The sequence below is a fragment of the Psychrobacter sp. APC 3279 genome, from assembly GCF_030407795.1.
In the GTDB taxonomy this organism is placed as follows: Bacteria; Pseudomonadota; Gammaproteobacteria; order Pseudomonadales; family Moraxellaceae; genus Psychrobacter.
Genome location: NZ_JASDCR010000003.1, coordinates 105,830 through 119,765 on the forward strand (window position 1 = coordinate 105,830; position 13,936 = coordinate 119,765).

At 43.7% G+C, this 13,936-nt stretch carries 12 protein-coding genes; 6 read left to right on the forward strand and 6 right to left on the reverse strand.

The annotated features are described in order from the left end of the window. Positions 1-16: 16 nt before the first annotated feature. Both QL898_RS02245 and QL898_RS02250 read right to left on the reverse strand, forming a co-directional pair. Positions 17-1,120 carry an alkene reductase gene (locus QL898_RS02245; protein ID WP_201568238.1) on the reverse strand — a complete coding sequence of 368 codons (1,104 nt, stop codon included), beginning with the start codon at positions 1,118-1,120 and terminating at the stop codon, positions 17-19. A gap of 250 nt (positions 1,121-1,370) precedes the next feature. Beyond that, positions 1,371-2,294, reverse strand: coding sequence for a DMT family transporter (locus tag QL898_RS02250; protein ID WP_290175644.1), 924 nt, complete (start codon positions 2,292-2,294; stop codon positions 1,371-1,373). Between the two features lie 605 nt (positions 2,295-2,899). Between QL898_RS02250 and QL898_RS02255 the strand changes: the two genes are divergently transcribed. The 4 genes from QL898_RS02255 to QL898_RS02270 all read left to right on the forward strand — a co-directional run bounded on the left by QL898_RS02255 (position 2,900) and on the right by QL898_RS02270 (position 6,101). Then, positions 2,900-3,313 (forward strand): hypothetical protein, encoded by a 414-nt coding sequence (locus QL898_RS02255; RefSeq protein WP_101205128.1) that lies wholly within the window; start codon positions 2,900-2,902, stop codon positions 3,311-3,313. 280 nt (positions 3,314-3,593) lie between these two features. Further along, entirely contained in the window at positions 3,594-4,598 is a 1,005-nt protein-coding gene (locus QL898_RS02260; protein ID WP_290175645.1) for a lipoate--protein ligase, read from the forward strand. A 210-nt stretch (positions 4,599-4,808) separates the two neighbouring features. After that, the gene (locus QL898_RS02265; RefSeq protein ID WP_290175646.1) at positions 4,809-5,225 is read left to right on the forward strand and encodes a VOC family protein; all 417 of its coding nucleotides are present in this window, start codon (positions 4,809-4,811) and stop codon (positions 5,223-5,225) included. Between the two features lie 108 nt (positions 5,226-5,333). Then, the gene (locus tag QL898_RS02270) at positions 5,334-6,101 is read left to right on the forward strand and encodes a lysozyme inhibitor LprI family protein (protein WP_290175647.1); all 768 of its coding nucleotides are present in this window, start codon (positions 5,334-5,336) and stop codon (positions 6,099-6,101) included. 145 nt (positions 6,102-6,246) lie between these two features. Here QL898_RS02270 and QL898_RS02275 read toward each other — a convergent pair whose 3' ends face one another. Beyond that, complete coding sequence (locus QL898_RS02275; protein WP_290175648.1) at positions 6,247-8,382, reverse strand: NADPH-dependent 2,4-dienoyl-CoA reductase; 2,136 nt, start codon at positions 8,380-8,382, stop codon at positions 6,247-6,249. 402 nt (positions 8,383-8,784) lie between these two features. On the opposite strand from QL898_RS02275, the gene QL898_RS02280 reads away from it, so the two are divergent. Next, on the forward strand, positions 8,785-10,449 hold the full coding sequence (locus QL898_RS02280; RefSeq protein ID WP_290175649.1) for an AMP-binding protein: 1,665 nt from the start codon (positions 8,785-8,787) through the stop codon (positions 10,447-10,449). Positions 10,450-10,656: 207 nt separating this feature from the next. On the opposite strand, the gene QL898_RS02285 is transcribed toward QL898_RS02280, so the two are convergent. Continuing rightward, complete coding sequence (locus QL898_RS02285) at positions 10,657-11,076, reverse strand: DUF6691 family protein (RefSeq protein ID WP_290175650.1); 420 nt, start codon at positions 11,074-11,076, stop codon at positions 10,657-10,659. A 98-nt stretch (positions 11,077-11,174) separates the two neighbouring features. After that, a complete protein-coding gene (locus tag QL898_RS02290) occupies positions 11,175-11,612 on the reverse strand; it encodes a YeeE/YedE family protein (protein WP_290175651.1) in 438 nt (145 codons plus the stop codon). A 194-nt stretch (positions 11,613-11,806) separates the two neighbouring features. Here QL898_RS02290 and QL898_RS02295 point away from each other — a divergent pair. Beyond that, positions 11,807-12,558, forward strand: a protein-coding gene (locus QL898_RS02295; protein ID WP_201600579.1) for an IS5 family transposase whose coding sequence is annotated in 2 segments (ribosomal slippage) — positions 11,807-12,035 and positions 12,035-12,558 — 753 coding nt in all. Because the reading frame shifts where the segments join, the coding sequence is not laid out codon by codon here. Positions 12,559-12,689: 131 nt separating this feature from the next. Here QL898_RS02295 and QL898_RS02300 read toward each other — a convergent pair. Continuing rightward, positions 12,690-13,826 (reverse strand): aminotransferase class V-fold PLP-dependent enzyme, encoded by a 1,137-nt coding sequence (locus QL898_RS02300; RefSeq protein WP_290175652.1) that lies wholly within the window; start codon positions 13,824-13,826, stop codon positions 12,690-12,692. Positions 13,827-13,936: the final 110 nt, after the last annotated feature.

The window sequence follows — 13,936 nt, forward strand, 5'->3', positions numbered from 1 at the left end:
GTTAAAAATCTAACTATTACGCTTGGTCTAAAAATGGATAGTCGGTATAACCTTCAGCACCGCCACCATAGAAAGACTCTGGATGCTGCTCATTAAGCGGGGCGCCTTTTTGAATGCGCTCAGCCAAATCAGGGTTGGCGATATAGTCACGACCAAAGGCGACTGCATCGATATAACCTGCTTTTACATTTTGCTCTGCTTTTTCGGCAGTATAGCCACCAGCTGCGATAATCATTTGATCAAAAGCAGCACGCACACGCTTACGGAAGTCTTCGCTATACGGCGTGCCACCTGCCCAATCTGGCTCTGACAGATGCAGATACATGATACCGCGTTTGTTAATCTGCTCAATCATCCAGATATTTTCGTCTTCGTTATATCCAGCTTCTACGTTGTTGAACGTACCAAGTGGTGAAATACGAATACCAACATGATCTGCATCCCAAGCATCTACGCATGCATCGATAACGTCAAGCGTCAAGCGCGCACGGTTTTCGCGGCTACCGCCGTATTCATCATCACGTTGGTTGGTTTGCTCAACCCAAAACTGATGCAATAGGTAACCGTGGGCACCATGAATCTCTACTCCATCAAAACCTGCTTCTTTAGCGTTCTTAGTGGCTTGACCAAAGTCAGCGATAACTTGTTTTATTTCTTCAAGCGTGGCTGGACGTGGCGGCGTTGCATCTACACGAATGGCTTGGTTATCGCTGTCACGTAGTGAGGTACGTACACCAACATCAACGTTAGAAGCAGAGATAGGCGCTTTACCATCTGGCTGTACACTCTCGTGAGAAACTAAGCCTGTATGCCATAGCTGTACGACGATTTTGCCACCTTTAGCATGGACATTGTCCACGATGGTTTTCCACGCAGTGATTTGGTCCTTGGTATGAACGCCTGGCGCGCCAGCATAGCCTTTCGCTTGGAAAGAAACTTGTGTCGCCTCAGTGATTACCAAGCCAGAACCTGCACGCTGTGAATAATATTCGCTTGCCAGTGCTGTTGGTACATCACTTGGCTCAACCGAACGCAGACGCGTCAACGGTGCCATAATGATGCGGTTTTTTAGGGTTTGGGTACCCATCTTGACGGTTTCAAATAAATTATCATGTGCCATAAAAAGCCCTGTTTATTGTTTTAAACCTTACTATCAGGTTTACTATTATTGGTAATAAATAGCACTTATATTAGTAGGTAGCACTTAGCTATAGTTCTATAATTTGCGAAGTACGCTACTCATAAGCCGAGTTCTTTATAGGGGGCAAATGCGATTATTCCAAGCAATATTTACAAACAGAAACACCAATATTTAGATATTCGAATCTTTATAATTCAAGGCTACGAAGACAGTTTACCGTAGCTTAAACTCACGCCGACCGCGTGGGATTCTTTTGTTGTAGCATTTTTTTGACAGACAGCTCTAGTGACAAATATGTGCCAAACAATATCACTACTGAACCGATGATGGCTTGGATATTTAGGGCTTCACCAAGTAGTAGATACCCTAAAATAATGGCGAAAATTGGAATGACTAAAGTAATACTAGTGGCGCGCGTCGGGCCAATATTTTTAATCAGCTGATTCATAAAAATAAGCGCAATGGCCGTCGAAAATACGCCGATACAGATCACGGATACCCACGCCTTTATGCTGATATCTTTACCATAAGGGAACTCATTAAAAGCCACAGGCAGCATAATGATACTACCGATAATGAGCGATCCTGCGGTGATAGCGACTGGCGATACTTCGTACAGATAGTTTTTGGTGATGTTGGCCCCAAGCGCATAACCTACACAGGCCAGTAGCGCGTAGCCCATTGGTAGGAGCCCTTCAACCAACCCTTTTCCTGGCTCACCGCCGCTAAATAAACTTTCGCTCATCAGTATGATTACCCCAATCACTCCGATGACCAAACCGAGTGCTTGTTTTTTTGATAACCTATCTTTAAAGAAGACTCTAGCGATAAAGCCACTCATCATCGGTACAGAAGCATTTAGCACGGCTAGCACGCCTGCGTTCACTGATTGCGCGGAAAACGAGAACAACACAAAAGGCAGCGCTGCTGAAAACAAGCCAACGAGCGCTAGCATTTTCCAATGCTCCTTGAGGCCTACTCTGTTTTTCTTATTGAGCAAGACAAAGACCAACATGACCAATCCGGCGAATATCACACGCAAGCTGGCGAATGCCAATGAGCCAAACTCAGGCACGCCAATACGATAAAAAACGAAAGAGAGTGACCACATAAAAGAGAGCGTCACAAAGATGATGAGGTCACGGTTGGTCATTGGGTAATCCTATTAAGCGCTTAGACTGCGTTTACCAACTCGTGTCGGTCATAAGCGTCTGATGCGTTGTAAAAATTATCATGCGATTAAAAACTCATGATGATAACTTTTTAATTGTTTGATGGGTAATTTTTTATAAAATTTATAGTGAGCTTTTATCCATTTATTAATTTTTTTAGCACAGTTTCAAGGTTTTCACCTTTTCTATAATCTATAAATCTGGACAAACCCCTCTTAGTAAGCACTATATAGCAAGCAGCGCTTATCCTATATTTCTTATACTTTAGCCTATTCCATCGCCTTTCTATTCACATACTAAAGAACTCCAAAGTCATCCTTAAGTAAACAATCAGGTCAATACCTATAAAAACAGATTCACAGTCATAGTAAGCCCTTCTTATTATACTATTCTACGTCAGCTACTCTTAATAATACTGATGTTAAAAGTAGCTTTAATACATCAGTTCAAGATTTTCTTAAAATATATCAATTGATATTTGTTTACTAATTTTCTACTATCTACAAGGTATTGGTTAGTATTTGGCAATACAAAAAATAGATGGCAAACATCATTAGTAGGATTTATAAATTATTGAGGAATGATTATGAAAAGGATAGCGTTATTTATCGGTATGATGTCAGTTGCAACGGCAGGTTTTTGCGGGGTTGGTCAGTTCTCAGATGAGACCACTTGCTATGTTTATAAACAAGATAAACTGCAAAAAAAGCTAAACTGTCAGTATGAGGGCGCTGAGGGTGCAGCGATGAGTTATAGTTTTAGACAGGTCTCCTATAACCTGCCAGGGTTTGGCAAAATGGCAACCTCTACCAGTGCAAACTATAATGACCGTAATGAAGTGACTGGATGGACGACCACTGTCAATGACGAGCCAGCGATCATCAGATATCGTCTGCCAACCAATCAGCGTATCGTCAGTGATGCCTATGCGCAGTCTGGTAAAGCGGTTATGCAGTGTTATCTTAGTACAAAATCGCAGTGGGAGATTTGTGCTAAATAGAACAAAATACTCTGGCAATTTATAGTGCAATAAAGCTGAGCGTTTTGCTTGGCTTTTATTGCCGCCCGCTAAAAACTGAAGCATCAACCTTAGCACCATCCTCTATGAAATTTTTTCACCGTTTTCTCTATATGCTCAACGTCTTCACCACTGTCAAAGCCACTGATAAGATCGCTCCCTCTATTCGACAGCCATTGAATTACAAACCTACATCGGTAAGAATGGGGCTACCTATTTATAAAATCTGCTCACCAACCCAGTTTATTAACGAGTCAAATACATGAAACTGCGCATCCTAAAATCTGCTGTGACCAATCCTTGGTTCAACCTTGCCACCGAAGATTGGATATTTAATACGCTCAATCCCGACTCGCATACCCTATTTTTATGGCGTAACTCTGAAACCGTAGTTATTGGACGCTCACAAAATCCATGGGTAGAGTGCAAAACCGATAAAATGGAAGCAGACGATGTATTTTTAGCGCGGCGTCAGAGCGGCGGCGGCGCTGTGTTTCACGATTTGGGTAATACCAATTTTACTTTTTTATCGCCCAGTGATGCTTACGATCAAGAAGCAAACTTCACCGTCATCATCAATGCGCTTAAGAAACTCGGCATAGACGCCACGCTGTCTGGTCGTAACGATATGCAGGTCGGCGACCACAAAATATCGGGCAGCGCATTTAGACATGCAGCCGATCGCAGCTTTCATCATGGCACATTGCTGGTCAATGCCAACATGCAAAAGCTTGGCGACTATCTGAACCCGCATCCGCTAAAGCTGAAAGCAAAAGGTATCAAATCTGTGCGTGCTCGCGTGGCAAACTTGGTAGATTTTAATGAGACTATCAATCACGAGACCTTATCTGATGCGATTATCGAAGCGTTCTGTGAATATCATGGAGAGACTGCACAGGTTGAGCAATTAGATGAAGCCAGCCTTGCTAAGCAGCCCACGCTAAACGCTTACTATCAACAAATGGCAGATTGGGATTGGCGCTTTGGTAAAACGCCTGAGTTCACTCATCATATCGAGACTCGCTTTGATTGGGGCATGATGGATGTACATATGGATGTGAAGCAAGCGATGATTACCGAAGTTGTTATTTTCTCTGACGCGCTAAATGTTGAGCTTATCGACCTACTTAAAGAGACATTAACTGGTATTAGATATAACAAGAAAGAGATTCAAGATGCGCTTGCTGAGCTAGCAAAAACGCAACCTGAGTTGGCAATGCAGGTGAATGATTTTGAGGAGTGGTTGGTTGCGGAGATGGAAGGTTAAGATTTTGCGACGTCAGATTTAATCTAGCAAGTATTGCAGGGTGTGCTGCTTGCACTGCTTGATAAAAAGTTACTGACACAAATGCGCTTTATGTAATTAACGGTATGGATATCATACATACGCCCTTTGAGACTTTGTATATTAATGATGCATAACAAGCACCCTGCCATTACTCGATTTTTTATGAATAATCAATATTAAGGTATTTTAATGAAGTACTTACATGCAATGATTAGAACCAACAAACTAGAAGAAACGTTGTTTTTCTATTGTGACCTTATGGGCTTACAACTGCTAAGAAAGAGAGACTCCGAATCAGGCAGATTCAGCTTATATTTTTTAGCAACGCATGAGGGTGCGCCAGAGATTGAGGTGACGCACAACTGGGATGAAAGAGAGTATACCAATGGCGATAATTTTGGGCACTTTGCCTTTAGAGTCGACAACATATACGCACAGTGCGACACCTTTATACAGGCAGGGATCGAGATATTAAGACCGCCTAGAGATGGCCATATGGCTTTTGTTAAAGACCCTAATAATATCTCAATTGAGCTGCTACAAAATGGCGAAGACCTAGAGCCTACTGAGCCTTGGATTTCGATGGAAAATATTGGCAGTTGGTAGGTGAGTGAGGCTAACGAGGCTGATTTTTTTGCAGAAAGTGATGATGACACGTACATCACAGTTATAGCTTTCTTAACATACAATTAAGCTCTAAAAAATGAGGACAATATGAAAAAGTTATGCATCACTACAATCGGTATTTTAGGCACTTGCCTCCTTTCCACTTATGCAAATTCAGCAAGTTTTGATTGCAATAAGGCTGTTACGTGGGTAGAAAAAACAGTTTGCGAAAGCTCTGGGCTTTCTAAGCTTGATGAAACAATGGCAAAAAAATATAAAAGCAATCTTGACGCTGCTCCTGACTATGAAGACAGCAAAGCTTTTAAAGATAGGTTCATTGCTAATCAACGCACATGGCTAAATTTTCAGCGTAATACCTGTAAAAGTGAAGAGTGTCTGATACGTGAGTATAAAGAGTATATCGAAGAGCAAACCAATTACGGTGTGGCTCGGAATTTTTCAGATGAGTTAAGTCCTTCCGATTTACCGAGTAAAAATGCATTTGGTAAGTTTTCTCAAACCACTCAAATCTTAATATATAATTCAGGTACTCAACGCTGGGAAGATACGGGAGAGGCAAAAAACACGGTATCGATTCATAGTGTCGCTAATAAACCTTATCTTTCTATTATCGAGGGCGTTTTGATTTTTACCAATGCTCATACTTGTGATTTAGGAGAGAGTAAAGCCATATGGTCACAGAATCATTGGGTCATCAACGATGATCAGCCAAATAAAACTGCTGAGCTGCGTTTATACCCAGCAACTTATAAAGGCCAGACTCAATTACTATTAAGAGATATGGATGATCAATATAGAAGACTGCACTGTGGTATGCGAGGGTATTTTGACAGGATTATATTAGAACGAGAGTAAGTGAACAAAACCTCTCGATTCTTTTAGAATAAACATAAGCTGAACTGAAGATCTAATTTAATAAGTCAAATTTTCACTCTAAATAAAAAAGGACGGCAAGAGATATACCCTCGCCGTCCATTATTTAACATTCATGCTAAAGAGCTTAGATCTGAGCAGCGACTTCAGCACCATCACGAATCGCACGTTTGGCATCTAGTTCAGCTGCTAGCTTAGCACCGCCGATTAGGTGATATTGCGCGTCTGGCGCATCGCCAACATTTGGCATTAGCTCGACCACGGACTCTTGACCAGCACAGACGACGACGCTATCGACACGGAGTAGCTGGCTTTGACCTTGCGCGTTGGTCACCCAGATACCTTCGTTGGTGATTTTGTCATACTGCACGCCAGCGACTTGAATGACGCCGTGCGATTTGATATGCGCGCGATGTACCCAGCCTGAGGTCTTATTCAGACCACTACCCAGACGGCCTTTGCTACGCTGCATGAGGTAGACTTGGCGAATGGGCTTAATAGCCTTCGGCTTCACCAAACCGCCATCACTTTGATAGTCAGTATCGTTGGTCACGCCCCACTCTTCGCGCCACTCGCTGATAGACTGCGGCTCAGGGCGATAGCTTGGATCTTTAAGTCCTTCAGGGCCGATTTCATCCAGTGACTTACCATGATTGGCTGTCAGATATTCACTTACATCAAAGCCGATACCACCAGCACCGATGACCGCGACTGTATTGCCCACTGCTTTTTCGCCAGACAGCAACTCAGCATAGCTCATGACTTGTGGCAGCTCAGCCCCTTCGAGCTTACCTTCTAGACTTCTCGGTACGACACCCGTTGCCACGATGACATGATGGAACTTAGCTTTTTCAAGCATGTCTTTATCGACTTTGGTGTTCAGTTTAATCTCAACACCCAAATGCTCAAGCTCATTAATATAGTAGCGAATCGTCTCAAAGAACTCTTCTTTACCAGGGATGACTTTGGCATAGTTAAACTGTCCGCCAAGCACGTCTTTAGCTTCAAACAGAGTCACGTCATGACCACGTAAGGCCGCCACATGAGCCGCTGACATACCAGCGACCCCGCCACCGATGACAGCGACTTTTTTCGGTTTTTTGGTTTTCTTATAGACCAATTCAGTCTCGTAACAAGCTTGCGGATTGACCAAACAAGTCGAGCGTTTGTTTTCGAACGTATGGTCAAGGCAGGCTTGGTTACAAGCAATACAGGTGTTAATGCGATCTGTCTGTCCATTTTTGGCTTTATTGACCCAATGCGCATCAGCCAAGAATGGACGCGCCATCTGAATCATATCAGCTTGACCAGTCGCAACGATTTCTTCTGCTGTTTCTGGCATATTAATACGGTTGGCCGCCATCATCGGGATGCTGATATGCTTTTTGATTTCAGCGGTGAAATCAACGAAAGCGGCTCGTGGCACGCTAGTCACGATAGTCGGAACACGCGCTTCATGCCAGCCGATACCAGTGTTCATGATGGTCACGCCCGCTTCTTCTAGCGCCTTAGCCACGGTGATGACTTCATCCATGACGTTACCGTCTTTGACTAAATCAATCACTGATAAGCGGAATAAAATAATAAAGTCTTCGCCAGTCGCCGCGCGTACCGCTTTGACCACGTCGACAGCGAACTTCATACGTCCATGAATATCACCACCATAGATGTCTTTACGCTTATTCACATGGCTTGATAAAAACTGGTTGAGTAGATAACCTTCAGAGCCCATGATTTCGACGCCATCATAGCCTGCTTGCTTGGCAAGTTTGGCTGAGCGAGCATAGTCTTTTACCGTTTGCTCGATGTTTTTGATGCTCATCTTGCGTGGTTTAAACGGTGAAATTGGTGACTTAATGGGGCTAGAGGATACGGCAAATGGATGATAGCCATAGCGGCCACTGTGCAATATCTGCATGATGATTTTGCTGTCGTGCTTATGCACAGCACGGGTAACGCGCTGGTGATTGATAACATCAGCTTTAGTATTCATCGTTCCGCCAGCAGGCAACAACCAACCTTCGCGATTGGGCGAGATACCGCCAGTAATCATCATTGCCACGCCGCCCTTGGCACGTTCTGCAAAATACGCCGCCAGCTTGCCGTAATTATAGAAACGGTCTTCAAGCCCAGTATGCATTGAGCCCATCACCATACGGTTTTTTAGCGTAGTAAAGCCCAAATCTAGTGGCTCAAATAAATGCGGATAGTGTTCATTGGTGCTAGCGGTTTGGATCGTATTGGCACTATGGCTGGCAGACATATCATTTTCCTTATGAATAGTTTATGAGGCTACTTCTTAAAAACGGCTTTTTAGAATTAATCGGGCTAAGGGTTTAGCATCTTCGATATCGTAACACACCGCGATTATTGTCAGCTATGCAGACAAGCGACTGATGAGTGAGCACTATATTAATTGCTATAACGAGCGGGACGGTGTATCAGGCTGTACTGTGGCATATGGTTAAGCAAACATCACAAAACCCAGTCAACTTTTGAGGTAGACTATATACCGTTAGCTTAATGTCACTTAGAGATTAGACTAAGATATAAATCGATAAATATCGACTTATACCTATAATTTCTATGCTAGATTACTGTACTAAATAATATACTGACGTTAATGTACTGACGCATTATAGAAATACGATAAAGGACTATCATCATGACAGATTTCCATACAGGTCTTGGCAAAAACGCCGCCAATCATCAACCACTTACCCCTATCGATTTTATCATTCGCAGCGCGCAAGTTTATCCTAATAAGACTGCCATCATTTATGACGACCTAGAACACAATAACCTCACTCAGACATGGCAACAGACCTATACCCGCTGTCGCAAACTGGCTGACGGCTTGCGAAAATTAGGTATCGATAAAAACGATACCGTAGCCGTGATGCTGCCAAACACGCCAGCGATGGTCGAATGCGCCTTTGGTGTGCCGATGTCAGGCGGTGTCCTTTGTACTTTGAACACCCGTCTTGATATCAATGCACTTACCTTTTGTTTGCAGCATTCCGAAGCAAAGGTTTTAATTCTAGACAGCGAATTTGCTGAGCATGCTGAAATCATCAATGAGACTTTTCCAGATTTAATCGTTATTCATTCAACGGATAAAGCTGTCGATGTCGAGCACTTTGGGCACATGAGCTATGAAGCATTAGTAACCAGTTCAGATAGTTTGGATAACTGGGAGATGCCGACAGATGAGTGGGATGCTATTGCGCTGAACTATACCTCTGGGACGACAGGCAAACCCAAAGGCGTGGTCTATCACCATCGCGGCGCAACTCTCAATGCTGTCTCTAATATTTTAGATTGGGACATGCCCAAACACCCGATGTATCTATGGACGCTGCCACTGTTTCACTGCAACGGCTGGTGCTTTCCGTGGACCATCGCTGAACGTGCTGGGGTCAATGTATGCTTGCGAAAAATTGATGCTGATTTGATATTGCAGCTGATTGCCAAGCATCAAGTTAGCCATTACTGCTCTGCGCCAGTCGTGCACAATATGATTGCTGGCGGCAAACCTGAGTATAAAGAAGCCATCACCCATACCGTCAAAGGTTGGGTCGCTGGTGCACCGCCGTCTGAAACCATGCTGGCCGCGATGGAAGCAATGAGTTTTCATATTTCGCACGTCTACGGTCTCACCGAAGTATACGGGCCAGTGACGGTCTGCGCTGAGCAGGAAGAATGGGATGAGCTTGATGTGGCCACACGCGCTCAAAAGAAATCACGTCAAGGCATGACTTCTCACTTGATGGCAGGGTTTGAAGTATTTAAACAAGGTACTACCGAGCCAGTCGCCGCTGACGGAGAAGAGATGGGTGAGCTGGCACTGCGTGGCAATATGGTGATGAAAGGTTACCTAAAAAGCCGCAAGGCTACCGAAGAAGCATTCGCTGATGGCTGGTTCCGTACAGGCGATTTGGGTGTTAAATACCCTGATGGCTATATCAAAATTATGGACAGACTAAAAGATATCATCATTTCAGGCGGTGAGAATATCTCTAGTATCGAGGTAGAAAACGTCTTGTATAAACTACCTGCGATTGAAAGCTGTGCCGTCGTCGCCGCGCCACATGATAAATGGGGCGAAGTACCCGTCGCCTTTATCGAAATTCACACTGGTAGCACGCTGCAACGTGATACTGTGATCGAGCATTGTAGTCAGCACCTAGCAGGTTTTAAAGTGCCGAAACATATTGTCTTTGCAGAAATACCCAAGACCAGTACCGGCAAAGTGCAAAAATTTGAGCTACGCCAAGCAGCAAAATCATTGGCACACGAAACACCAAAAGTAACCGACAGCGCTAAATAAAACGATGACTTGTTAAGTCATATCATCAATTAACATTCATCAAAAAGGTCAGCTACATATATATAGCTGACCTTTTTTCGAGTGCTAGCCTATTTATACTATAGTTGGTTCAATATAATTTGGAGACAAGGAAGCCAAGTGAAAGTACTACAAATAGTAGACTAAGCGAGGCTGACACCGTATCCAATTTATAGAGAACTAATTATACTAGCCAAGCTTAGTCTCAAGCCGTTGATAAACTAGCATTCCTATAATCATGGCAGGAATAAAGACATAGGCTTGCCATTGACCAGTACCGAGCAATACAACTCCAGGTCCTGGGCAAATACCAACCAGCCCCCAGCCGATACCGAACAACATCGCACCGATAAGCAATTTTTTATTAATGACAGTTTTGCTCGGCATATCAATTGGTGTGCCAATCCAACTGCTCTGTTGACGCTTTGCCAATCGCACACCGAAGAAAGCGACGATCAGACCACCACCCATCACCAGTGCAAGGGAGATATCCCATGCGCCAAATACGTCCAAAAACCCTTGTACCTTTATAGGATCGGTCATACCTGACACCAGTAGTCCCAGTCCAAACAGTAGTCCTGCCAGCAATCCGATTATATTTTTTAGCATCGTCGTATCTCGCTATTATTATCTTTTATTAACAATCATATGTCGTTCGCGCGTGAGCCCAATTATTAGCATTCATCTGGCAATCTGCCATGAATTCGCTATAGCAGGCCTAGTACGTGTCGACCGATATAAACGGTCACAATTCCAAACAGCATAAAGGTGACGGTCGCTGCCAATGACCGTGGAGACAGCCGTGCATTACCACAGATACCATGTCCACTCGTGCATCCAGAACCTAAACGCGTGCCAAAACCGACCAGTAACCCTGCTCCAATCAATAATGGCAAAGAGCTACTGATAGCTACCTCAGGCAGTGGTCTTGCCAACTGATATAACAGCGGTGAGATGACCAAACCCAGTATGAATAGCACCTGCCACATCTCTACACGCTTGGGTTTTAGTAGGCTTGAAAAAATACCACTGATACCTGCTATACGACCGATGCCTAGCAGTAAGATAACCGTCGCTACGCCTAGCATCAGCCCCCCAACTAAGGAGATCGGCGTAAATGCTTGCCAGTCTATTTGTATGCTCATAACGGACTACCTGATTAAGTTTATTAAATACGTACTTGAGTATTAGTTTATAAAAATACATTATATTATAAAATATAATAAAAAGGTAAAAAAATACTGAACCTAGCATAATGCTAGGGCGTGTCCCTAATCTGGAAAAGTAATTATAAAGCCTTTAAAATAAAGAGACTATTTCAAACATGGCTCTCTAAATTATGGCAAGAACAGTGCTCAATGATAATACATGGGAACAACTCCAAAGTACCATGAAGGCTCATGGCTGTCATACTTGGAAAAACGACAGGCAAGTCATGGAAGCCATATTGTGGAAACTTCGTACGGGCGCCCCATGGCGTGATATACCGGGTGAGCTGTGCCCATGGAAAACAGCCTACAACCGCTTTAACAGGTTGTCAAAAAAAGGCTTATGGGAACAATTTTTTTTGACCTACGAGCAAGTATTGATGAAGAATGGGTATTCGCAGACGGAAGCTACATCCGCTGTCATCAGCATTCAAGCGGCGCCAGACGAGGAGAGCTTCGAGCCACTGGAAAATCTCGAGGTGGAACCACCACCAAGATACATCTCGCCGTCGACTCGCATGGAAACCCGATTGATTTTAAAATCACTGGGGGTGACATCCACGACAGCCAAGCGGTAGATGACATCATAGAGATGCTAACGGATGCGACCTACTTCATTGCTGATAAAGCTTATGATTCTGAAACCATTAGAAACAGGCTAAAGCAAGACAACATAAGCCCTGTTATCCCTAAAAGAAAAAATGCTAAACAACCAGATGTAGCGTTTGATCACTATTTATATAAGCTACGACACTTGGTTGAAAACACGTTTGCAAGGCTAAAGCACTTCCGTAGTATTGCAACACGCTACGAGAAGTTGGCTCGAAATTACAAGTCTATGCTGTATCTGGCTTGTACTATGATTCATTGTAAACTGAATTAGGGACACGCCCTAATAGTTCAGTATTTTTTATAACTGTAAAGACTGTACCGCAAAGGCTTTAAAAACGGCAGTGAAAAAGACTTAACAAGCTATCATATTACTATCTTTATCAGCTCTCTTAATTGGTATCTTTACTGACCCAGCACTTTATCAAGTGCCGTTTCAAAACGCTCTACTGTGCCATCGATATCAGTCAACTTGTCCAAACCAAACAGACCCAAGCGGAAAGTCTTAAAGTTATCAGGCTCGCCCACTTTCAATGGTACGCCAGCAGCGATTTGCACCCCGATTTCAGCAAACGCGCTACCCTTATGCATGTCATCACGATCAGTATAAGAGACGACAACACCTGGCGCTTTAAAACCTTCAGCAGCAACGCTCTCAACGCCTTTGGCTTCTAATACTTCGCGGATACGTTTGCCAAGTGTCCACTGCGCGTTACACAATTTATCAAAACCGATCGCTTTGGCCTCATTCACAGCATCACGGAACTGACGTAAGCTGTCTGTCGGCATCGTTGCATGGTAAGCATGACCGCCATTCTCGTAGGCACGCATGATGTTTAGCCATTGCTTTAGGTCGATACTAAAGCTATCAGACTCAGTACTGTCTACTTTTTTGACAGCAGCATCGCTTAGCATGACCAAGCCAGCGCCCGGTGTACTGCTCCAGCCTTTTTGCGGTGCACTAATCAGTACATCGATGCCCAACGCTTTCATATCTAGCCATACACAGCCTGAGGCGATGCAATCAATGACTAACAATCCGCCAACACTATGCACAGCTTCGCTCAACGCTTTGATATAGTCATCTGATAAGATGATGCCCGATGAGGTTTCAACATGCGGGGCAAATACAACTGCTGGCTTTTCTTCTTTAATTTTGGCTACAGCCATATCGATGTCGACTGGAGCAAACGGCTTTGGCGACACACTATCATCGGCACGATTGGCCGTAAGGACTGTAGATGATTTGGCGATTTTGCCTTTTTCTAGGATTTGCGTCCAACGATAGCTGAACCAGCCATTACGAATGATTAGGCAGTCTTCATCATTTGCCAACTGGCGAGCGACTGCTTCCATACCATAAGTACCAGAACCAGGAACGATCACCACGGCGTCCGCGTTATACATAGATTTTAGGTCACTAGATAGGTCATTCATCACTTGCTGAAAAGCTTTTGACATATGGTTCAGCGCGCGATCGGTATAAACCACTGAATACTCTAATAAGCCGTTTGGATCGATATCTTGACGTAATGCAGGCATTGAACACTCCTAGTGTATGGTTAGATAATATGCGACATGGATTAGATAGCACTGTAGTCAAGTGCTATTATTTGATGGTGAGGTCTTGCGCTGTCTAGAGATGCATTATT